The 22,383-nt window shown below is 33.7% G+C and carries 27 protein-coding genes and 2 tRNA genes; 22 read left to right on the top strand and 7 right to left on the bottom strand.

Features of this window, described 5'->3' with window-relative positions:
* Nucleotides 1-2: 2 nt before the first annotated feature.
* Nucleotides 3-299, bottom strand: coding sequence for a DUF493 family protein (locus tag LPC23_RS05760; RefSeq protein WP_229323493.1), 297 nt, complete (start codon nucleotides 297-299; stop codon nucleotides 3-5).
* 149 nt (nucleotides 300-448) lie between these two features.
* On the opposite strand from LPC23_RS05760, the gene LPC23_RS05755 reads away from it, so the two are divergent.
* From LPC23_RS05755 to LPC23_RS05735, 5 genes are all read left to right on the top strand, one after another.
* Nucleotides 449-988, top strand: coding sequence for an AAA family ATPase (locus tag LPC23_RS05755; RefSeq protein ID WP_229323491.1), 540 nt, complete (start codon nucleotides 449-451; stop codon nucleotides 986-988).
* Between the two features lie 62 nt (nucleotides 989-1,050).
* Nucleotides 1,051-2,946, top strand: coding sequence for a RecQ family ATP-dependent DNA helicase (locus LPC23_RS05750; protein WP_229328783.1), 1,896 nt, complete (start codon nucleotides 1,051-1,053; stop codon nucleotides 2,944-2,946).
* Entirely contained in the window at nucleotides 2,946-3,893 is a 948-nt protein-coding gene (gene fmt, locus LPC23_RS05745) for a methionyl-tRNA formyltransferase (protein WP_229328781.1), read from the top strand. Before LPC23_RS05750 ends, fmt begins: the two co-directional genes overlap by 1 nt.
* Nucleotides 3,894-4,071: 178 nt before the next feature.
* Nucleotides 4,072-4,344: an HU family DNA-binding protein gene (locus LPC23_RS05740; RefSeq protein ID WP_229323484.1), complete on the top strand. Its 273-nt coding sequence runs from the start codon at nucleotides 4,072-4,074 to the stop codon at nucleotides 4,342-4,344.
* A 118-nt stretch (nucleotides 4,345-4,462) separates the two neighbouring features.
* Nucleotides 4,463-5,023, top strand: coding sequence for a YqgE/AlgH family protein (locus LPC23_RS05735; protein ID WP_229323482.1), 561 nt, complete (start codon nucleotides 4,463-4,465; stop codon nucleotides 5,021-5,023).
* On the opposite strand, the gene LPC23_RS05730 is transcribed toward LPC23_RS05735, so the two are convergent.
* On the bottom strand, nucleotides 5,020-5,853 hold the full coding sequence (locus tag LPC23_RS05730; RefSeq protein ID WP_229328779.1) for an aminotransferase class IV: 834 nt from the start codon (nucleotides 5,851-5,853) through the stop codon (nucleotides 5,020-5,022). The genes LPC23_RS05735 and LPC23_RS05730 overlap by 4 nt on opposite strands.
* 51 nt (nucleotides 5,854-5,904) lie before the next feature.
* On the bottom strand, nucleotides 5,905-6,297 hold the full coding sequence (locus LPC23_RS05725; RefSeq protein ID WP_229323478.1) for an START-like domain-containing protein: 393 nt from the start codon (nucleotides 6,295-6,297) through the stop codon (nucleotides 5,905-5,907).
* 148 nt (nucleotides 6,298-6,445) lie between these two features.
* Here LPC23_RS05725 and LPC23_RS05720 point away from each other — a divergent pair.
* Nucleotides 6,446-6,519, top strand: a tRNA-Met gene (locus LPC23_RS05720).
* A 57-nt stretch (nucleotides 6,520-6,576) separates the two neighbouring features.
* Here the strand turns inward: LPC23_RS05720 and LPC23_RS05715 are convergent.
* Entirely contained in the window at nucleotides 6,577-7,020 is a 444-nt protein-coding gene (locus LPC23_RS05715) for a hypothetical protein (RefSeq protein ID WP_229328777.1), read from the bottom strand.
* Nucleotides 7,021-7,108: 88 nt separating this feature from the next.
* Nucleotides 7,109-8,107, bottom strand: coding sequence for a class 1 fructose-bisphosphatase (fbp, locus tag LPC23_RS05710; RefSeq protein WP_229323474.1), 999 nt, complete (start codon nucleotides 8,105-8,107; stop codon nucleotides 7,109-7,111).
* Between the two features lie 235 nt (nucleotides 8,108-8,342).
* On the opposite strand from fbp, the gene LPC23_RS05705 reads away from it, so the two are divergent.
* The 5 genes from LPC23_RS05705 (at nucleotide 8,343) to LPC23_RS05685 (ending at nucleotide 11,192) form a co-directional block, all read left to right on the top strand.
* A complete protein-coding gene (locus LPC23_RS05705; protein ID WP_229328775.1) occupies nucleotides 8,343-8,669 on the top strand; it encodes an ArsR/SmtB family transcription factor in 327 nt (108 codons plus the stop codon).
* Nucleotides 8,670-8,684: 15 nt separating this feature from the next.
* Complete coding sequence (locus tag LPC23_RS05700) at nucleotides 8,685-9,158, top strand: DUF6428 family protein (protein ID WP_229328774.1); 474 nt, start codon at nucleotides 8,685-8,687, stop codon at nucleotides 9,156-9,158.
* Between the two features lie 16 nt (nucleotides 9,159-9,174).
* Nucleotides 9,175-9,798 (top strand): arsenate-mycothiol transferase ArsC, encoded by a 624-nt coding sequence (locus LPC23_RS05695; RefSeq protein WP_229328773.1) that lies wholly within the window; start codon nucleotides 9,175-9,177, stop codon nucleotides 9,796-9,798.
* Nucleotides 9,799-9,827: 29 nt separating this feature from the next.
* On the top strand, nucleotides 9,828-10,868 hold the full coding sequence (gene arsB, locus LPC23_RS05690; RefSeq protein WP_229328772.1) for an ACR3 family arsenite efflux transporter: 1,041 nt from the start codon (nucleotides 9,828-9,830) through the stop codon (nucleotides 10,866-10,868).
* Between the two features lie 105 nt (nucleotides 10,869-10,973).
* The gene (locus tag LPC23_RS05685; RefSeq protein WP_229328771.1) at nucleotides 10,974-11,192 is read left to right on the top strand and encodes a hypothetical protein; all 219 of its coding nucleotides are present in this window, start codon (nucleotides 10,974-10,976) and stop codon (nucleotides 11,190-11,192) included.
* Nucleotides 11,193-11,251: 59 nt separating this feature from the next.
* On the opposite strand, the gene LPC23_RS05680 is transcribed toward LPC23_RS05685, so the two are convergent.
* Complete coding sequence (locus LPC23_RS05680; protein WP_229328770.1) at nucleotides 11,252-11,704, bottom strand: DUF4442 domain-containing protein; 453 nt, start codon at nucleotides 11,702-11,704, stop codon at nucleotides 11,252-11,254.
* Nucleotides 11,705-11,905: 201 nt separating this feature from the next.
* Here LPC23_RS05680 and LPC23_RS05675 point away from each other — a divergent pair, with 201 nt between their 5' ends.
* The 5 genes from LPC23_RS05675 (at nucleotide 11,906) to LPC23_RS05655 (ending at nucleotide 16,199) form a co-directional block, all read left to right on the top strand.
* Entirely contained in the window at nucleotides 11,906-12,364 is a 459-nt protein-coding gene (locus LPC23_RS05675; RefSeq protein WP_229323458.1) for a DUF4870 domain-containing protein, read from the top strand.
* 109 nt (nucleotides 12,365-12,473) lie between these two features.
* Complete coding sequence (locus LPC23_RS05670) at nucleotides 12,474-12,806, top strand: PadR family transcriptional regulator (RefSeq protein ID WP_229323456.1); 333 nt, start codon at nucleotides 12,474-12,476, stop codon at nucleotides 12,804-12,806.
* 2 nt (nucleotides 12,807-12,808) lie between these two features.
* Nucleotides 12,809-14,530, top strand: a complete 1,722-nt coding sequence (locus LPC23_RS05665; RefSeq protein WP_229328769.1) for a PspC domain-containing protein — start codon at nucleotides 12,809-12,811, stop codon at nucleotides 14,528-14,530.
* 4 nt (nucleotides 14,531-14,534) lie between these two features.
* Nucleotides 14,535-15,269 (top strand): head GIN domain-containing protein, encoded by a 735-nt coding sequence (locus LPC23_RS05660; protein WP_229328768.1) that lies wholly within the window; start codon nucleotides 14,535-14,537, stop codon nucleotides 15,267-15,269.
* Between the two features lie 81 nt (nucleotides 15,270-15,350).
* A complete protein-coding gene (locus LPC23_RS05655; RefSeq protein WP_229328767.1) occupies nucleotides 15,351-16,199 on the top strand; it encodes a GIN domain-containing protein in 849 nt (282 codons plus the stop codon).
* A gap of 59 nt (nucleotides 16,200-16,258) precedes the next feature.
* On the opposite strand, the gene trxB is transcribed toward LPC23_RS05655, so the two are convergent.
* Nucleotides 16,259-17,209: a thioredoxin-disulfide reductase gene (gene trxB, locus LPC23_RS05650; RefSeq protein ID WP_229328764.1), complete on the bottom strand. Its 951-nt coding sequence runs from the start codon at nucleotides 17,207-17,209 to the stop codon at nucleotides 16,259-16,261.
* A 162-nt stretch (nucleotides 17,210-17,371) separates the two neighbouring features.
* Here trxB and LPC23_RS05645 point away from each other — a divergent pair.
* The 6 genes from LPC23_RS05645 (at nucleotide 17,372) to lepB (ending at nucleotide 22,316) form a co-directional block, all read left to right on the top strand.
* Nucleotides 17,372-17,446: transfer RNA gene (locus LPC23_RS05645), tRNA-Pro, on the top strand.
* 217 nt (nucleotides 17,447-17,663) lie between these two features.
* Nucleotides 17,664-18,431, top strand: a complete 768-nt coding sequence (locus LPC23_RS05640; RefSeq protein WP_229323446.1) for a ParA family protein — start codon at nucleotides 17,664-17,666, stop codon at nucleotides 18,429-18,431.
* Nucleotides 18,432-18,435: 4 nt separating this feature from the next.
* Nucleotides 18,436-19,335 carry a ParB/RepB/Spo0J family partition protein gene (locus LPC23_RS05635; protein ID WP_229328763.1) on the top strand — a complete coding sequence of 300 codons (900 nt, stop codon included), beginning with the start codon at nucleotides 18,436-18,438 and terminating at the stop codon, nucleotides 19,333-19,335.
* A gap of 38 nt (nucleotides 19,336-19,373) precedes the next feature.
* Entirely contained in the window at nucleotides 19,374-19,895 is a 522-nt protein-coding gene (locus LPC23_RS05630) for a DUF5683 domain-containing protein (protein ID WP_420842289.1), read from the top strand.
* 38 nt (nucleotides 19,896-19,933) lie between these two features.
* Nucleotides 19,934-20,638, top strand: a complete 705-nt coding sequence (gene dapB, locus LPC23_RS05625; protein ID WP_229328758.1) for a 4-hydroxy-tetrahydrodipicolinate reductase — start codon at nucleotides 19,934-19,936, stop codon at nucleotides 20,636-20,638.
* Nucleotides 20,639-20,768: 130 nt separating this feature from the next.
* A complete protein-coding gene (gene lepB, locus LPC23_RS05620) occupies nucleotides 20,769-22,316 on the top strand; it encodes a signal peptidase I (RefSeq protein ID WP_229328756.1) in 1,548 nt (515 codons plus the stop codon).
* Nucleotides 22,317-22,383 lie beyond the last annotated feature (67 nt).

Genomic DNA, 22,383 nt, shown 5'->3' with positions numbered 1-22,383 from the left:
TTTTATAAGGAAACGATTCCTTCTATTACAGATACTTCAATGTATTTATCAATTATTTCTTGCGCGTCTTTCATTTGGACATCCACCGAAACACTAGTGAACTTACCTGTTTTAGATTTTGTAGTTTTAATCACAGCACCCATACAATCAAAAGCATTTTCTACGCGCTGCACATTATCATCAACAGAGGGAACAATAAATTTGAATAAGTATTCAGCTGGCCAAGAGTTACTCCTGTCCAACTCTGCCTTTAATCTCTCGTAAAATTCCGCCGTCGTTTTTTCTTTTTCTTGATCCATTACTGTACTAAAAATTAACGCAAATATAAGGTATTGATTTTAGAATTTAGAATTTCAACTCGTTTTTTGAGCCTAATAAGTCTGTTGCATCAGAATATTTTTTTAATTACCATTTTGATTCGGTAAATTTGCGACTTATTTATTTTAAAGTGCAAAAAGAAATCATTGTAATTATTGGCGGACCTGGAACAGGAAAAACAACTATCATAGATGAGTTAGTTCGATTAGGGCATTGTTGCTATCCAGAAATTTCCAGACAAGTAACTGCCGAAGCACAAAAACAAGGAATTGAACAATTGTTTTTAGAAAAGCCATTACTTTTTAGCGAACTTTTGTTAGAAGGAAGAAAAAAACAGTTTCTAGACGCACACAAAGAACCACACAATATTGTATTTTTAGATCGAGGCATTCCAGACGTTTTAGCTTATATGCATTACATTGGCGACAGCTATCCTGCTTTTTTTGATGCAGCTTGCAAAGAACATATTTACTCAAAAATATTTATTTTACCTCCTTGGGAAGACATTTATGTGAGCGACCAAGAACGCTATGAGAATTTTGAACAAGCACAATTAATCCATAATCATTTGGTAGAAACCTACCAAAAATATGGGTACGAATTAATTGAGGTTCCGAAAGATAGCGTAGATAAAAGAATTCTTTTTATCTTAGATAAAATTTCAAACTAAATAACACAATGTAGCAGTGATTCACTATTGCATTGAAAACCTAAAGTAGCGCCCTGAAATCGATGCAAACAGCACTAGCTATTCTTCAGAAATATTGGAAACACGATCAGTTCCGATCGCTACAAAATGAAATTATAGATTCTGTGGTTGGCGGTAAGGACACTTTGGCTATACTGCCAACAGGTGGTGGTAAATCCATTTGCTTTCAAGTTCCTGCTCTAATGCAAGAAGGAATTTGTTTGGTAATTTCTCCATTAGTGGCTTTAATGAAAGACCAAGTCGCTAATTTGCAAGCACGCAACATCAAAGCCATTGCTTTAACTGGCGGAATCCGTTCCGAAGAAATGATTGATTTGTTAGACAATTGTCAGTTTGGAAACTACAAATTTCTGTATTTGTCTCCTGAACGTTTACAGTCGGATTGGATTTTGGACCGCATCAAAAACCTACCCATCAACCTTATTGCTATTGACGAAGCGCATTGTGTTTCGCAATGGGGACATGATTTTAGACCTGCTTATTTAAAAATATCCGATTTAAAGAAACACTTTCAAAAAATTCCTTTTTTGGCTTTAACTGCCACAGCAACGCCTAGAGTTAAAGAGGATATAATTACGGAAACCGGATTACAAAATCCGTCTGTCTTTCAAAAATCATTTGCAAGAGACAACATTGCCTATATGGTAATTGAAGCTGAGGACAAATTGTACAAAATAGAGCAAATTCTCAAAAAGAATCCGGAACCTTCTATTATATATGTGCGCAATCGGAGGTCATGTATTGACATTGCAAATCAACTTAAAGCTATAGGCTTTCGGGCAACTTATTATCACGGTGGGCTTTCGCCAAAGGAAAAAGAGACCAATATGTCCATTTGGATGCAGGAAGAAGCTCAAGTTATGGTGGCGACCAATGCCTTTGGAATGGGAATTGATAAAGCGAATGTTAAAACAGTAATGCATATTCAACTACCCGACAATATTGAGAATTATTACCAAGAATCAGGACGAGCAGGACGCGATGGCGAAAAAGCCTTTGCTATTTTATTGACTAATCCGTCGGATAATTTACAAGCTGAAAACCAATTCTTATTGAATTTACCCGACAAGACATTTTTAAACTCCGTCTTTATCAAACTTTGCAATTACTTTCAGATTGCGTATGGAGAGGGTTTCAATGAGCAATTTGCTTTCAACCTGAATCATTTTTGTTTGAAATACAATTTCCCTACTCTTAAAACCTATAATGCAATTCAGTTTCTAGATAGACAGGGGATTATCAATTTGTCTCAAGAATTTTCTGAAAAGATAAGTTTACAATTTTTGATTCCTTCAAAAGAAGTAATTCGCTACAATAGTTTACATCCCAATGATGAAGAAATCATACTCACTATTTTGCGAACATATCCTGGAATTTATGAAATGCAAACCGCTTTCAATTTGGATTTTATTGCTAAAAAATCCAATCATAAACCAAATGAAGTTCAGGCTGTATTGCACAAGCTAAAAGAAAAAGGCATTGTAAGTTATAATGCAAAAAATAATGACGCTTCCATTTTATTTAATGAAATTCGCGAAGACGAACGAACCATTAATCGAGTAGCTAAATATTTAGAACGCCAAAACCAACTCAAGAAGGATCAATTGCATTCGGTTCTTAATTATGTAAATGAAAAGAAACGATGTAAGAACCAAATTATCCTGAGCTATTTTGGAGAAGAAACAAAAAGCGAATGCGGAATTTGCTCTTATTGTATTGGAAAGAAGAAAACGGTTCCTAAATTACAATCCGTAACGACTCAACTATTAGAGTTGTTACAAAAAGAGTCCCTCAATTCAAGAGAAATTCAAGAGCGAACACAATTAGATTCTGAAACCGTAATCAAAGGACTTCAGAAGCTATTAGAAGAAGAAAAAATCGTCCTTAAGGCGAATAACAACTATACTATACATATATAATGGAAAAACTACGAATAGTTTTTATGGGTACACCCGAGTTTGCCGTTGGCATTTTAGATACTATTTTACAGAATAAGTACGAAGTAGTTGGCGTAATTACCGCAGCAGACAAACCCGCTGGGCGCGGACAAAAAATAAAATATTCTGCAGTGAAAGAATATGCTTTGGACAACAACTTAAGTTTACTGCAACCTACTAATTTAAAAGACGAAAGTTTTTTAACTGAATTGAAAGCGTTAAATGCTAACCTACAAATTGTGGTGGCCTTTAGAATGCTACCCAAAGTGGTTTGGGAAATGCCTTCGTTAGGTACTTTCAATTTACACGCTTCCCTCTTGCCTAATTATAGAGGTGCAGCGCCTATTAACTGGGCGATTATCAATGGAGAAAATAAAACGGGTGTAACTACCTTCTTTATTGATGATAAGATAGATACTGGCGCTATGATTTTGAAAGCTGAAACTCCTATTGCTCAAAATGAATCAGCGGGAGAATTACACGACCGATTGATGTTACTAGGTAGTGAAACTGTTATCAATACTTTAGCCTTGATAGAAAAAGGGAATGTAGTCACCACTGTTCAACAAGACGATAGCGAAATTAAAACCGCTTATAAACTCAATAAGGAAAACTGCAAAATAGATTGGACTAAACCAGCCGCTGAAATACATAATCTCATAAGAGGTTTAAGTCCATATCCAGCCGCTTGGTGTTATATAAGTGACAAAGGAGAAGAATGGAATGTTAAAATATATGAAGCTATTCCGATTCTTGAATTACACGCATTACCCATTGGACAACTACTATGCAGCAAGAAAGAAATGAAAATTGCTGTTGCAAATGGGTTTATTCAGATAGAAAGCATTCAATTTCCAGGTAAAAAGAAGATGAAAACTGCCGAATTACTCAATGGAATTCAATTTTCTGGGGAGGCAAAAGCGCATTAAAACCTAAAAAAGTGAGCATTTATAACGTTTTCGCGGCAAAAAACCGATGCTTTATGAACAAATAACTCAAGTTATTAACAAATTAGCCATAAAATGGGCTTAGCCTTTGCACAGAAAGGATTTCCTGCTAAATTTGTTTAACAATTTTTTTTTAACCAACAATTAATAACTAATTATTATGAACAAATCAGAATTAATCGACGCTATCGCTGCTGACGCAGGAATTACTAAAGCAGCTGCTAAATTGGCTTTAGAATCATTTTTAGGAAATGTAAGTGGTACTTTGAAAAAAGGTGGAAGAGTATCATTAGTAGGTTTCGGATCTTGGTCAGTTTCTAAAAGAGCTGCAAGAGATGGTAGAAACCCACAAACTGGAAAAACTATCAAAATCGCTGCTAAGAATGTTGTAAAATTCAAAGCTGGAGCTGATTTAGAAGGAGCTGTAAACTAATTAAAGCTTTTCTGATATACTAAAACCTTCCCTTCGGAAGGTTTTTTTATGTTATTATATTTCAAATTGTCCTATTGATTTTAAAATAATTGTTAATTTTAATCCAAAATAAGGAAGTATGTTATCAGTAAAATTAGAAAAAGGGCAACTTCTTGTTGCTGATCCAGACTTGATTGGTGATGTTTCTTTCAATAAAGCAGTAATTCTATTGACAGATCATCATGAACAAGGGTCGGTAGGGTTTATAATAAATAAACCTTTGAAATTTACTATCCAAGATATAGTACCTGATATTATTGGAAATTTCAAAATATACAATGGTGGTCCGGTAGAGCAAGATAATTTATACTTTTTACACAATGTGCCCGACGTAATCCCAAATAGTATCGAAATCTCAAATGGAATTTATTGGGGAGGCTGCTTTGACACCGTCAAAGAATTACTAAATAAACAAGAGATTAATAAAGACAATATACGATTTTTCTTAGGATATACTGGTTGGGGTGAAACACAACTTGAAACAGAGATGGAACAAAAATCATGGATAGTTACTCCTAATAATTATAAAAATAAAATTATCGGAAAAACTACATCTCAAATTTGGAAAGAAAAAATTATTGAAATAGGTGGCGACTATCTTATCTGGTCCAATGCACCTGAAAATCCTTACCTGAATTAATTCAAAATTAGTTCGTTTAATTTTTCAACCAAACTACTGGCTAAATCCGTTTTAAATTCTTTTTTTCTATATTTTGTAATGGATTGAATTCCTTTTATAACATTAGTGTAGAACAATTCATCTGCTTTTTGCAAATCAAAAGGTGAAATTATTTCTTCAACAACTTCTAATCCCTCCATTTTTTTAGCCAAAGCAATAAGCTGTTTTCTCAAAATACCATTACAACAACCTTCAGAAATTGGAGGTGTGATCAATTTAGTTCCCTGAAGCATAAAAATATTCCCTTGGAGTACTTCAACTACGTTTTTGCTTTCATTAAGTAAAATACAGTTGTCCAAATCATTTTCATTGGCATAAATACTAGCGGTAACATGAAGTACTTTATTTGTAGTTTTCAAAGTAGATAGTAACTGCTTACTGATGTAAAAATCTTTATACAAATCCACTTCACAGGATTTAGATTCCAAAACGTAAACTTGGCTTTGTAAAGGAGTCGCATGAATTAAATACGAAATTGTGTTGGTTAGAGGTAAATAATACCCTCCATCATTGCGATACACTGTAATCCTAACCCTAGCAGAATCCAGACAACCCTCATTTTTTACAGTTGAAAGTAGTTGCTCTTCAAAAAATTCCATAGTAAAATCCATCGGGATTTCCATTCGCAAAATCCGCATCGAAGCCATCAGTCTAAAATAATGGTCTTCAAGAAAAAGAATTTTACCTTGTACAATTTTTAAAGTTTCGAATACCGCGTCACCATATAAAAAACTACGATTGTGCGTTAACTTATTCTCAAGTGCAGTAGTATCTCCGTTACAATTATCCATAAAAAAAGCCCTGAATTTATTCAGGGCAAATATAAGTCAAAAATAAATTTACTACACTGATCCGATAAGATGTTTTAAATCGGACACTTGATTTTCCCATAGCTGTTTAGCCTCATCCAACTCGTCTTTGGGTGCAAAATCAATAATAAGTAAGGATACATCTTTGGTTAACTCATCTTCTAAAATATGAATTTCAAAAAAATACTCGGTATCTTTAGCGTTATCATCTACCCATTTGAACTTTACCTTTTCACCCGATTTTTTAGACGCTAATCTTGCTTTCTCTTCAGAGTCATTCCAAATGAAAGTAAAAAATTCGCCACGAGAATTTACATTATCTGCAAACCATTCTGATAAGCCAGAAGGAGTAGCAATATATTGATACAATAATTGAGGGGAAGAATTAATGGGAAACTCTATCTCATAGCGTACTTTTGGTTCCATGTATACTGTTTAATTTTTTTGAAATATAAGAATATAAAGTCAAAAAAAAAGTGTTTTTAAAAATATTTTTTTGTTAAATATTACTTGGAAACGATATTATTATTTCTATATTTGCACCCGCATTGCAAGATGCTTAACCCATAGAATTGGCGAGATAGCTCAGTTGGTTAGAGCGCAGGATTCATAACCCTGAGGTCCCGAGTTCAAATCTCGGTCTCGCTACAAAAGTAAAACCCCTAATACCAAAGTGTTAGGGGTTTTAAATTTTCAACTTACTAGTTATTTCATTCTGAAATAAAACCGAGTGATAAAAATTCCATCACCATCACCTTTTCCAGCATCACTTTCTACACCGCTCACAATATTAAATAATTCCCATCCATCCTTACTATATTTGTTCAACATAGAAGTAATCATAGCGTCATTGGAAGCAATATTCTGAAAATTAATTCCAACCAAACTATAAAAATTGACCAAAGTGGATTCCTTCAAATTGTCAATTTTGACATCGCTACGGTCTTTATCAGTTTTCTCTTTTCCTTCTTTAGTTCTGGTTGTTGTGAATTGTGTGTAGTCAACTTCAGTTCCGTTTTCAATAATTCGGGAGCGACCTATACCACCTGGAACAACAGATTCGATAGTAGTTACAATTTTGTATTGAAAACCTTGTGCGTTTACAAACAAACCTGCCATGAGTAAAGCAGTAATAATAATTTTTTTCATTTCAATAGATTTTGGGATTTATAATGACAAATATGCTAAAAAAAAAATGAAAACAATAAATTAATTAATTCTAATAAATTTGAAAACATTAGAGCATAAATTTTTCTAGTGTATCAACCATATTTTTACTGCCGCAGAAAAAAGGAATTCGCTGGTGCAACTCTGTTGGCTGTAATTCCATAATTCTATTCTTACCATCAGACGCTTTACCTCCAGCTTGCTCCACTACAAAAGCTAAAGGATTACACTCATACAACAAACGAAGTTTCCCTTTAGGAGATTTTGAACTAGTCGGATATAAATAAATCCCACCTTTAATCATGTTGCGATGGATATCTGAAACTAAACTACCGATGTATCTTGAAGTATATGGTCTATCCTCTTCCTCCATTTGACAATACTTAATATAATCTTTAACCCCTTGTGGAAACTGACGATAATTACCCTCATTGACAGAATAAATAGAACCGTTCTCTGGAAATCTCATATTAGGGTGAGACAAATAAAAAGTTCCTATTGCTGGATTTAAAGTAAAACCATTAACACCATGTCCGGTTGTATAAACTAACATGGTAGAAGTGCCATAAATTACATAACCCGCAGCTACTTGATTTACTCCTGGCTGTAAAAAATCGGCTAAAGTAACTGGAGTTCCCAAGGGAGTAATTCGTCTGTAAACCGAAAAAATAGTCCCCACAGAAACATTGACATCAATATTAGAAGAGCCATCTAGGGGATCCATCAACACAACATACTTATTAGAATTACTCTTATCTGAACCTTCAATCGTGATAAAATCATCATTCTCTTCAGAAGCAATTCCGCATACAATTTCTCTATTGATTAGTGTTTGAATAAAAACCTCATTGGCATAAACATCTAATTTTTGTTGGTCTTCACCTTGAATATTTTGTTCTCCAACCGCACCTACAATATCCACTAAACCCGCTTTATTCACTTTGTAGTTAACCACTTTTGCAGCCAAACGAATCGAATTAATTATACGTGATAATTCTCCAGATGAATATTGAAAATCATTTTGGTTTTCGATTATAAACTCGCCTAAGGTTTTGTTTTTATTACTCATGATAATCTATTAAATGGGTTAGAATTCCAATAAATTTAGGATTACGAAAATTAAATATATCTCCTGTAAAATTAGTAAAAATTTACATTATTTAAGAAATAGATGCGTTTTGTTTATCAAAACATTTAAATCAAATGAAAAAGATGTCATATTCTCAATTCAATTCGTAGAAGTAAATAAAATAATGTTTGGTAATTATATTTATCGTAATATTGCAATATAAAAATATAGCAAAATGGGAATTACAAAAACAGAACATTTTACAACTACACAAAATGAATTAGCCATCTTAGCTAAAGCAATGGGACATCCTGCTCGAATTGCTATTATTGAATACTTATTAAAAACGGAATCCTGTATTTGTGGTGACATCGTTAATGAATTACCTCTCGCCCAACCTACCGTTTCACAACACCTGAAAGAATTAAAAAATGCAGGTCTAATTAAAGGGAATATAGAAGGAAACGCTATTTGTTATTGTTTGAACGAAGAAGGATTTAACAAATTAAAAGGCTTTTTTGAGACTATTACTTCCTACCTTACTACTAAAGAATGTTGTTAACTAAAATCAAAATTCATGACACTATCAGCAATTAAATCCGAATTACAAAGAGCAACTACGATCGCTTTTCAACTGCCTAATGGCGAACTCGTAGCACCTCACTTTCATGTAACAGAAGTAGGTAAAATAACCAAACACTTTATTGATTGTGGGGGAACCATTCGAAGCGAAGAAGTAGCCAATTTTCAATTGTGGGAAGCGCAAGATTACGACCATCGTTTGCATCCAGAAAAGCTTTTGAACATCATCGAATTATCAGAACAAAAGTTAGGTTTAACAGATTTAGAAATCGAAGTAGAGTATCAAATGAAAGATAGTATTGGAAAATTTGGGTTGGAATTCGATGGAACCCACTTTCAACTGACTTCAAAAATAACCAACTGTCTAGCACCTGACCACTGCGGTATTCCAGAAAGTAAAATGCCTAATGTAGGCCAATGGAAAGCTAAAGCAACTTCTTGTTGTACCCCTGATTCAGGTTGTTGTTAAACAAAATAATTTAAATATGCACCCACAATTAAGTACCACATTAGAAAATAGTTCAAAACTCATAATTTCAGAGGAAAGAATCGCAGTTTTACAACCTTTAGTTGAATACATTCAAACCAAAATTAACAACCTTGAAACCATTCAGTTGAATTTTATTTGTACTCACAATTCGCGCCGAAGTCATTTGTCTCAAATTTGGGCGCAAACTATGGCGTATCATTTCGGAATCAAAAATGTATTTTGCTATTCGGGCGGAACCGAAGCAACGGCTATGTTTTCAAAAGTAGGCGAAACACTGACTAATCAAGGGTTTCAAATACAACAATTAAGCAGCGATAACAATCCGGTGTATGCCGTGAAATTTGATAAAAAAGAAGCAGCAATTATCTGTTTTTCTAAAACCTTTGATAATGCCTTCAATCCAACTAGTGGTTTCGCAGCCATTATGACTTGTTCCTCTGCTGATGAAGAATGTCCTTTCATTGCAGGTGCCGAAAAACGCTTTCCCATTCGCTACGACGATCCTAAAGCATTTGACGGAACCGATTTAATGGATGCGAAATATGCTGAGCGAAGCTTGGAGATTGCTTCAGAACTGTATTTTGTTTTTTCACAAATAAAATCTCCTGCAAGGTTTTAAAAATCTTGCAGGTATTATAATTAACAAATATGAAAAAAAGACTTAATTTTTTAGACCGATTTTTAACCCTTTGGATATTCTTAGCTATGGCAATTGGGGTGTCAATTGGATACTTTATACCCAACACGGTTAGTTTCATCAACTCCTTTTCTTCAGGAACAACCAATATTCCTTTAGCTATTGGACTGATTTTAATGATGTACCCGCCTTTGACCAAAATTGATTTTTCAAAAGTCCCACAGATGTTTGAAAAACCAAAATTGCTTACTGCTTCCTTTTTTATCACTTGGATCGTTGGCCCTTTTTTGATGTTTACTTTGGCAGTTTTATTCTTACGAGACTATCCTGAATATATGACTGGATTGATTGTAATTGGTTTGGCGCCATGTATTGCGATGGTTATTGTTTGGAACGAACTCGCCGAAGGCAATCGCGAACTCACCGCAGGACTAATAGGTATCAATAGTTTGCTACAAGTGTTCTTTTTTAGTTTGTATGCGTATTTCTATCTCGAAATTATGTTGCCGCTTTTTGGCATTAAAGGATTAGCGTTGAACATTACTGTTGCTGAAATTGCGCAAACCGTTGGAATCTATTTGGGCATTCCTTTTGCATTAGCCGTAACTAGTCGGTATGCTATTAAGAAATACATCGGTGAGAAATGGTTCAATCAGCGATTTATTCCTTTTGTTTCTCCCATTACTTTGATAGCCTTATTGTTTACTATTGTAGTTATGTTTAGTTTGAAAGGTGAAATGATAGTTGATTTACCACTTGATGTACTTCGAATTGCCTTACCTCTTGTTATTTTCTTCGCTATCATGTTTACATTGATGTTTTTTGTCAGTAAAAAAATTGGCGCCAATTACCGTGATGCCGTTGCACTTTCTTTCACTGCTTCTGGAAATAATTTTGAACTAGCAATCGCTGTTTCTATTGGAGTTTTCGGAATCAATAGCGGACAAGCCTTCGCGGGTGTAATTGGTCCGCTAGTAGAAGTCCCAGCGTTGATCGCATTAGTAAATGTGGCATTTTGGTGGAGGAAAAAGTATTATAAGATAAAGCAATAATAACCAGTCAATTAAGGTATACTTTTAAGCAAAATTTAACTTATCCTAAAAATCTACTTAAAAAAAATTTCTATATTTGTTAAAGTAAAAACCAAATCCAATAAAATGAAAGATATGAAAAAAGTAATTGCAATAGTGGCCGTAGCTTTGTTTACAGTAAGCATGAATGCTCAAGAGCCAAAACAAGAAAAAAAAGAAATGGCATGTTGTTCAAAAAATGCTAAAAAGTCAAGTGACGAAGTAGCGAAATGCCAAGCTAAATGTAAAGCTGAAGGAAAAAAATGTGATGCTAAAGCACATAAAGCATCAGGAAAAAAATGCTAATCTAAAGTATAATCATTTTTTATTTACAACAAAAAAGCCTCTTGATAGAGGCTTTTTTGTTATTTAACACGAACACTCCATTCAAAATCCATTTCAGAAACTTGAACGCCTTGTTCATTTATTCCAATGGATTTCATCCAAAAGGTTTGTCCCTCGCCTGTTGCAATTGTTTTTTGAATTGCTTCTTCAATCAGATGTCCGTCATTACATGTAAATGTAATTCGGCCAGTAGCCTTTTTAGTAAAGTTCCCTTTATTATTGGCTACTAACATGGATATTTTTCTTCCACTTTTTTGAATGTGATACATGACTAAAGCGCCTGTACTCAACTCAGCTCCCATCGCTTGGACTGCAAAATACATCGACTGAAAAGGATTTTGATTGATCCAACGGTGTTTTACTGAAACTATACATTCAGTTGCATCAATAGTTTTTACACGGACCCCACAAATAAAAGCAGACGGTAATTTGAAAAATAAAAATTGATTCAGTTTTGAAGCTGTAATTGTCATAATTGCTAATTTTTGTAAAAATAGTAAATTGAGTTAAATAAGTAACAATTAATACTATTCGAAAAAAACTCAACAAACACTAAGGTTAAACCATATACAATCATTTTGAAATGTTAATATTATGTTAATATTTACTACTATGTAAAGCAAGATACTGTTTTTAAGATATATATTTGCATAAGAAATTACTATATACAAATTATGATGCTAACAAATACAGAAAAAAATTGGGCTACAGTGACCCATATTGGAGCTTTTGGTCAATATCTTTTCCCATTTGGGAATTTTGTCATTCCTATAATTATTTGGAGTTCCAAAAAAAACGAGTCGGAATTTATTGATAACAATGGAAAACAATGTATTAATTTTCAATTGAGTGTGATTTTGTACTCGTTGATTTTAGGTGCTATTTTTGTTCCTGCCTTTTTTATCACTTTTCTAAGTCATGTAACTTTTAATGAATTGATTCACGACAGAAATTTTATTGTTCAGGATTTGAACTTTTCAGATAATATTGGATTAATTACCACTGGAGCAATTGCTATATTCTTTTTAGTTTGTCTTAAAATAGCTGAATTTTTCTTAATCATTCAAGCGGCAGTTAAAACAGCTAACGGAGAAAACTATAGCTATCCTTTAACTATAAAATTCATGAAATAACAGACACCCCTAGCCCTGATTGTAATGAAAATCCTTTTTATGTAGCGCAGCAAAATAAAAAGATTGCAATGGAAAGCGAGAAATAGCTCTTAAAAAAAAAATAAAAAAAATGAATATAGAAAATACAAAAGCCCAAATGCGCAAAGGGGTTCTCGAGTTTTGCATACTCTCGGTTTTAAAAGAGAAATATGCCTACACCTCAGAGATTTTAGACACCTTAAAAAACGCAAAATTATTAGTGGTAGAGGGTACGATTTATCCGTTGTTGACTCGATTGAAAAACGATGGATTATTAGATTATCGTTGGGAAGAATCGACGTCCGGACCACCTAGAAAATATTATGGTTTGACTGAAGACGGACAAACTTTTTTAACTGAATTACACGGCACTTGGATGGAATTATCGAATGCCGTAAACTTAATTACCAATCAAAACGAATAGTCATGAATAAAACTGTAACCATAAATTTAGGCGGAATTGTATTCCATATAGACGAAGATGCATACCAAAAATTATCCCGCTATTTTGATGCAATCAAACGCTCTTTAACCAATTCGTCTGGACAAGATGAAATAATTAAAGACATTGAAATGCGTATCTCGGAACTACTTTCTGAGAAACTAATTTCTGAAAAACATGTAATTGGTTTAAAAGAAATTGACGAGGTGATTGCGGTAATGGGACAGCCTGAAGATTACATAATTGAAGATGACTCAAAAAATGAATCGACTTATCAAGCATACAAAAAGTCTAAAAAATTATACCGTGACAAGGACAAAGGAATGATTGGAGGAGTTGCTGCTGGTTTAAGTCATTATTTGGGTATCGATGTAGTTTGGATACGAGTAATTTTATTACTGTTTTTCTTTGGTTTTGGAACAGGAATTTTAGCCTACATCATTTTGTGGATTGCTACTCCTGAAGCAGTTACCACTTCAGAAAAATTGGAGATGACTGGAGAACCAGTAACTATCTCAAGCATTGAGAAAAAAGTACGTGAGGAATTTGATTCGGTTTCTGAAAAATTTAAAAATGTGGATTATGACAAATATGGCAATCAAATCAAAACGGGTGCAGAGAAATTTGGCAATTCATTAAGTGAAATTATCACGACTATTTTTAAAGTGTTTGCTAAATTTTTAGGGGTAATTCTTATTATTACTGGACTTACCGTATTGTTCTTTTTATTCATCGGTATCTTTACCGTAAGCAGTGGAACTTTTATCGAATTACCTTGGCAAGAATTTGTAAATGCTGGTAATTTTACAGATTATCCTATTTGGATTTTCGGACTAATTATGTTTCTATCTGTTGGAATTCCGTTCTTTTTCTTGACATTACTTGGATTTAGATTGTTATCACCTACAATAAAATCGATTGGTAGTATTGCTAAATATACCCTTTTAGCAATATGGATACTTTCAATTGCAATTTTAATTTCTATTGGTATTCAACAAGCATCTGAGGTTGCCTATGAAGGTAAGACCATTCAAAAAGATTATTTAAACATCAAACCTACCGATACGCTGCAAATAAAGTTCAGATATAACGAAAATTTCACCAATGATATTGATGACAATGAAAATTTCAGATTGGTTCAAGATGCCAATAATAATCAACTGATTTATTCCAATAACATTAGTCTTGAGCTTTTAAAAACCGACGAAAAAGTCCCATACATACAAATTGAACGAATTGCACGAGGTAAATCATTTCAAGAAGCGAAAAAACGTGCTGAAAGAATTCAATTTGGGTACAAATTAGAAGGAAATCAATTAATTTTAGACAATTATTTATTATCTACGTTAAACGATAAATTCAGAGATCAAGAAGTTACAATTACTATTTACCTTCCTAAAGGTACTTTATTTAAAATATATGAGTCAGCCCAACATTATGAAATATCTGATAATGATTTTTTCGACCCTGAATATAGTAATGATGATTATATTTACAAAGTAAATAGCAATCAAGTTAAATGTTTGAATTGTCCTGAATACGAAAATGAATACAATGACGTTGATATGAATGTCACCGAAGATATTTCCGATAATGATACGGTAGTTACAACAACCGTAAAGGTAAATGGTGAGGTAGTTACAGTGAAACAAAGCTCAAAAAAAGGATTGAAAGTAAACGAAAACGGTATAATTATAAAAGAATAACGCCATGATAAAAATCATCACTTGGATTACCAAAATTATTATTACAGTTATTACAGCGCTTTTTTTTAGCTCTTGTCATTTAGATTACAATACCATAAAAGGCAGCGGTACGATAACGACTGAAAATAGAACTATTTCAGAAAAGTTTACTGGAGTTGATGTCAGCAGTGCTATTGAAGTAACTATTGAACAAGGAGATACAACCGAAGTAGTTGTGGAGGCAGATGATAATTTACTTAACACCATCAAAACGGAAGTAAAAAATGGGAAGTTAGTTATTTCAAATGAGTCGTATGTTAGCATTAGAAACGGTGTTCGAAAAGTAAGTGTTACAATGCCAATTATTGACAATTTGGAAGCTTCTAGTGCTTCTTCCATAACAAGTAAGAATACCTTGAAAGGTAACCAAATTTTCATCAAAACTTCTAGCGCAGGTTCGGCAAAACTAGACATAGAAATGGAAGCCGTGACTAGCAAATCTAGTAGCGGAAGCACGATTGAATTGAAAGGTTTGGCCATGCAGTTAGACAGTCAGGCGTCAAGTGGTAGTACAACAAAATGCTTTAATTTATTAACTAATTCAGTAGTTGCTGATGCCTCTAGTGGTGCCTCAATAAATGTACATCCCATTGTGAGTTTAAAAGCAGAGGCGTCTAGCGGTGCATCCATCAAATACAATAAAATGCCAAAAACATTTCAAAAAAATTCCAGTTCAGGCGGAAGTGTAGAACAAGATTAGTTTTTGAAAATGAATAAATAAATAAGAAAAATCATTCATATCTGAATGATTTTTCTTATTTTTGTTATAAACTGATTCATTATGAAGCTTAAGATCTTTGGTACTTTAGTACTACTACTTTTTTCAACGACCTTTCTTTTTGCACAAAAAACTGAAAAGATAAAAGGTTCAGGTGTTATTAAAATTGCGTCAAAAGAAATTGAATCGTTCAATTCTGTAGAAGTTGAAGATAATATTGTAATTGATTTAGAAAAAGGAGAAACTTCCGGACTTAAAATTGAAGCAGATGATAACTTACACGATGTAATTACTACTGTTGTTAAAAATAATGTTTTAGTTATTGCTACATCAAAAGAAGCACATGGGTTTAAAAAACTTTCCGTGAGGATTACTTACACTAATGATTTAAATTTAGTTACTTCAAAAGATGAGGCAATTGTTAACGCAATTCAAGAAATTAGTGTTGAAAATATCACCTTCAAATCAATGAATAAATCAAAATTATTTTTGAATGCAAATGTGACTAATTTTAACTTGCAAGCAGATGATAAATCTAAAGTTGAACTCAATCTTAAAAGCGAAAACGCTTTTATTGAATTAAGTAAGTATTCCAACTTAAAAGCATTAATTAATAGTGCTGAATTGAAATGCGATTTGTATCAAAAAGCAACAGCTAGTATTGAAGGAGATTCAGATAACACTATTGCTCGATTGGATAATTCATCGGAATTAAATGCACGTAACTTTAATTCGAAAAACATAGATGCCACAGTTGAAGACACCGCAAACTGTAGTATTTTTGCAGAAACTAGCTGTACTTTAGAAGCTACTGACAAAGCAGAAATTAATTTATATGGAAATCCTACAATTACTATCCGCAAATTGTCTGGAGAAGCGAAATTATTTAAAAAACTCCCTCCGAAAAAATAAATTATGGCATAAAAAAAGTCCCAAAAGGGACTTTTTTTATATTAAACCATAGCCTATAATTAATGTCCTTTTGCAGCCAAATAACGCTCTGCATCTAAAGCGGCCATACATCCCGTTCCAGCAGCTGTAATGGCTTGACGGTATACATGATCGGCTGCATCACCTGCAACAAAAACACCTTCAACATTGGTTTTAGATGTACCTGGAGTATTCACTATATAACCCGTTTCGTCTAAACTGATGTAGTCTTTAAAAATTCCAGTATTCGGTTGGTGACCAATCGCAACAAAGAAACCAGTAGCCGGAATATCAAAAATTTCGTCTGTAGTTTTGTTCTTTACTTTTACTCCTGTTACTACTTGCTCATCTCCCAAAACCTCTACTGTATCGTGGTTCATTAAGATTGTGATATTTTCTGTTGCGCGAACACGTGCTTCCATAATTTTAGAAGCTCTAAACTTTTCACTACGAACCAACATGGTTACTTTTTTACACAATTTAGATAAATAATGTGCTTCTTCACATGCTGAATCTCCTGCTCCTACAATTACCACTTCTTGATTTCTGTAGAAAAATCCATCACAAACCGCACAGGCAGAAACCCCTCCACCCATTTTTAAATAATGTTGTTCTGAAGGCAATCCTAAATATTTAGCAGTAGCTCCAGTAGAAATAATTACGGTTTCGCAATGCAACTCGATAGAATCATTAATCCAAACCTTGTGAATTGGACCAGAAAAATCAACCTTAGTAGCCCATCCATCACGAATATTCGCACCAAAGCGTTGCGCTTGTGCTTGTAATTGAATCATCATTTCTGGACCAGTAACACCATCTACATAACCAGGAAAATTCTCCACTTCATTAGTAGTTGTTAACTGACCTCCAGGTTGCATTCCTTGATATAAAACAGGATTCATATTCGCTCTAGCTGCATAAATTGCAGCCGTATAACCCGCTGGACCTGAACCTATAATTAGGCATTTTATTTTTTCGATAGTATCTGACATGATAAAAGTATTTTGTAATTTATAGTATTACTGCAAAGGTAGTTTTTAAATAAAAAAACCAAGCTAAAAAACATCATTTTTAGTTATACAAAAATAATCTTCCCCTATTTATGCATTTGACTTGCTCGAATAAAAAATAATTCTATCTTTGCACTCGCGTTACGGGGTGTAGCGTAGCCCGGTTATCGCGCCTGCTTTGGGAGCAGGAGGCCGCAGGTTCGAATCCTGCCACCCCGACAAAATCCTTTTAGCTCAGCTGAAAGGATTTTTTTTGTGAAAATCCCAAAATTTAAATTGAAGACCGAATTGATTATTAATTAGTTTTTAATTTCTAAAAATTAAAATGCTACAGTTTTCCAACAATAATAATTCTAGATCTAACAAATGTTAACAAAATAGATTTTCAGAAACCATAAATAATTGTATTTTTACCGTTCTAAATCTGAAAAAATAAATGGGTAAAATCATTGCAATTGCTAATCAAAAAGGAGGTGTTGGAAAAACAACTACATCAGTAAATCTTGCTGCATCTCTTGGTGTTCTTGAAAAAAAAGTATTATTAATTGATGCTGACCCCCAAGCCAACGCAACATCGGGATTGGGAATTGATGTAGAATCAGTAGAAATTGGTACCTACCAAATTTTAGAACACAGTCACTTACCCAAAGAAGCTATCATTAGCTGTACTGCTCCCAATGTTGATGTAATTCCAGCTCATATTGACCTTGTTGCCATCGAAATCGAATTGGTAGACAAAGAGAACAGAGAATACATGCTGAAACAAGCATTGCAGGAAATCAAAGACGATTATGACTTTATCATTATTGACTGCGCGCCATCTTTAGGGTTACTAACCTTGAATGCGCTCACTGCAGCAGATTCTGTAATTATCCCTATACAATGTGAATATTTTGCATTGGAAGGTTTGGGTAAATTACTTAATACAATAAAAAGTATTCAGAAAATTCACAATACCGAACTGGACATTGAAGGATTGCTTTTAACGATGTACGATTCCCGTTTGCGATTATCGAATCAAGTAGTCGAAGAAGTTCAAAAACACTTTAATGAAATGGTTTTTGAAACCATTATCCAAAGAAATATTAAACTAAGTGAAGCGCCAAGTTTTGGCGAAAGCATCATCAATTATGACGCTACAAGTAAAGGGGCAACCAACTACTTGCATTTAGCTCAAGAAGTAATACAAAAAAACAGCAACTAACTGTATGGCAAAAGCAATTAAAAAACAAGCTCTTGGAAGAGGATTGTCAGCCTTATTAAAGGATCCTGAAAACGATATTAAATCTGTACATGATAAGAATGCAGATAAGGTTGTTGGAAATATTATTGAATTGGAAATTGATGCTATAGAAATCAATCCTTTTCAACCAAGAAGTAATTTTAACGAAGAATCCTTAAAAGAACTAGCTACTTCTATCAAGGAATTAGGCGTTATTCAACCTATAACTGTTCGTAAATTAGACTTTAATAAATACCAATTAATTTCTGGAGAGCGTCGTTTACGTGCTTCTACTCTAGTAGGTTTAAAAACAGTTCCTGCTTACATTCGTATTGCTAATGACAATGAATCGTTAGTTATGGCTTTGGTAGAAAACATCCAACGTCATGATTTAGATCCTATTGAAATCGCATTATCGTACCAGCGTTTGATGGACGAAATTGAATTAACTCAAGAGCAAATGAGTGAACGTGTAGGCAAAAAACGTTCTACAATTGCTAATTACTTGCGTTTATTAAAATTAGACCCAATTATTCAAACTGGGATTCGCGATGGGTTCATTAGTATGGGACACGGCCGTGCAATTATAAATATTGAAGATTTAGACGTTCAAACGACTATTTACCAAAAAATAGTAAGTCAAAACTTATCCGTTCGTGAAACGGAAGCATTGGTTAAAAACCATCAAGATAGCTTGAAACCGAAAGCCGCCACTAAAGCAAAATCTACCTCTTTTGATGTAGCTCCTAGTGAGCAAAAGAAATTTGTAGACTATTTTGGCACTAAGGTAGATATTAAAGTTGCGGGAAATGGTAAAGGTAAAATCACCATTCCATTCCACTCTGAAGAAGACTTCAATAGAATTGTCAAACTAATCAAAGGATAGTGCAAAGATTTCTATTCATAGTTATTCTTTTTTTGCTTTTGGGAAACAATCTAGTTTTGGCACAAGACAAAACGGTTACTCAAAAAGCACAAAAAGACAGCTTGAAACCGAATGATATTGATCCATTAACACCTGCAAAAGCCGCCTTTTATTCGGCAGTTTTACCTGGATTAGGTCAGGCTTACAATAAAAAATATTGGAAAATTCCTATTGTTTACGGAGCTATTGGGACGAGCTTGTACTTTTATTTGGACAGCAATACCAAATACAACGAAGTGAGAGACGCTTATAAAAGAAGACTAGAGGGTTATAACGACGATAAATTCAATTATCTGGATACCAACCGATTAATTACTGCACAGAAATTTTACCAACGTAATAGAGATCTATCTACATTGTTTGTGCTTGGTTTTTATGCGCTCAACATTATAGATGCTAATGTGGACGCAGCATTAAAACAATTTAATATCGATGAAAATTTATCATTACGCCCTTCATTATCTGCTGATTATGTAACATTAAGAGCTAATGTTGGACTAACACTTAATTATAATTTTTAGAATTGAATTATTTCTAAATACATCATAAATAGAATTAAATGAAAATTGCACTCTTAGGATACGGAAAAATGGGTAAGGTAATCGAACGAATTGCCATAAAAAGAGGTCATGAAATCGTTTTAAAGAAAGACGAAAACAATACCTACGACGGACTATCCAATGCAGATGTTGCTATTGATTTTAGCGTACCAACAGCTGCAGTTGAAAACATTTCCAATTGTTTTCATACTCATGTCCCTGTGGTTTCTGGAACAACTGGTTGGTTGGAACGCTATGACGAAATTATAGCGCTTTGCAACGAAAAAAAGGGAGGTTTTATTTCTAGTTCTAATTTCAGTTTAGGGGTGAATTTATTCTTTGAAGTAAACGATTACCTAGCTAAAATAATGGCACCATACACTTCTTATTCTGTTGCCATGGAAGAAATTCATCACACTCAAAAATTAGACGCTCCAAGCGGAACTGCAATATCTCTAGCAAATGGAGTTATTGAAAATAGTAATTATACTAAATGGACTATAGACAAGCCCGCTGCTAATGAAATTCAAATTGAAGCATTACGAGTTGAAGATGTTCCCGGAACTCATACCGTGACGTATAATTCTAATGTAGATAGCATCGAAATCAAACATACTGCACATAACCGTGAGGGCTTTGCACTAGGTGCTGTTATTGCAGCAGAATGGTTAGCTGGAAAACAAGGAGTATTTACAATGAAAGATGTATTGAATCTAGAACGTTAGATTTTTTTGACTTCTTAGATCATTAGAAAAATTAATAATAAGCATATTTATAAAAAATAAAAAAATAGATTTTTAAAACTTCCAAAACATCTAAGGAATCTAAAAATCTAATAATCTAACAATCTTAATTATGACACTATCACAATGGTTTATATTTTTCTTATCAATACAAGTAATTCACTTTATTGGAACATGGAAATTGTATGTAGCAGCAGGAAGAAAAAGTTGGGAAGCAGCTATTCCCGTATACAATGCTATTGTCTTGATGAAAATTATAAACAAACCAAGTTGGTGGACTCTTTTACTTTTTATTCCGGTAATCAACCTTATTGTATTTCCAGCAGTTTGGGTGGAAACATTAAGTAGTTTTGGTAAAAACGCAACCAAAGATAAAGTGATTGGTATTGCTACTTTCGGTTTGTATATCGCTTACATCAATTATTCACAGCAATTGAATTATATCGCTGACAAAAGTTCCCAACCAATCAATAAAACGACAGATACAATTAGCTCTTTACTTTTTGCAATAGTAGTTGCTACTTTTGTTCACACCTATTTCATCCAACCTTTTACCATACCGACTTCGTCTCTAGAGAAGTCATTACTAGTAGGCGACTTTTTGTTTGTAAGTAAGGTAAACTATGGAGCACGAACTCCGATGACTACAGTAGCCCTACCTATGGTTCACGATACCATTCCGTTGACAAAAAAGAAGTCTTACCTTAGTTGGCCTCAATTACCTTATTTCAGAATTCCTGGTTTTCAAACTGTCGAACGAAATGATATTGTGGTATTCAACTGGCCTGTAGACACTGTGTATAAGTTTAGAGATAACTCAGGATTGAGAGCAGACAAGCCTATCGATAAGAAATCAAACTATGTTAAACGTTGTGTGGGTATTCCTGGTGACCAATTGGAAATCAAAGAAGGAATCGTTTTTGTAAACGGAAAAGAATTGATTTTACCAGAAAGAGCTAGACCTCAATTTTCCTATAAAGTAGCTTTGGATGGAAAGACACCTATCGATTTTGAATATCTCCTAAAAGACATGGATATTACAGATGGTGCAGGATTTATGGATGCGGAGAAAAGAGATACCTTGTTTATCGCAGCATTAACTGATTCAAATGCAGAAAGACTAAAACAAATTCCCGGAATTACTGGAGTTGAAAAAATCATTTCAAAAGAAATTGAACCAGGCATTTTCCCTCACATCAACAAATGGAATCGAGATAATTTTGGACCCATTTATATCCCACAACAAGGAAAAACAGTTCCTCTAAATTTAGAGACCTTACCATTTTATAAAACGATCATTACTGATTACGAAAAAAATGAATTGAAAGTAACTGGTTCAGAAATCAGAATTAACGGAAAAATTGCAACTTCATATACCTTTCAACAAGATTACTATTGGATGATGGGAGACAATCGTCATAATTCGGAAGACAGTCGTTATTGGGGGTATGTACCCGAAAATCATATCGTTGGAAAACCAACATTTATCTGGATGAGTTATGATTCCAATGCAAAAGGAATGAAAAAAATTCGTTGGGAACGATTATTCACTACAGTTAGTGGTGAAGGTGAACCCCAATCCTATTTTAAATTTTTCCTGCTGGCATTAGTGGCCTATTTTATTGGAGAATATTTTTGGAAGAAAAAGAAATCAGTATAACCAATTGATCAGTGTGAAAATGTAACGATGAATCCATTATTACATTTTCACATTGTTACATTAAAAA

The organism is Flavobacterium ammonificans (assembly GCF_020885975.1).
GTDB classification, from domain to species: Bacteria; Bacteroidota; Bacteroidia; order Flavobacteriales; family Flavobacteriaceae; genus Flavobacterium; species Flavobacterium ammonificans.
Note: the sequence above shows the minus strand (reverse complement) of the source record. Positions and strands in the feature narration are given on the sequence as shown.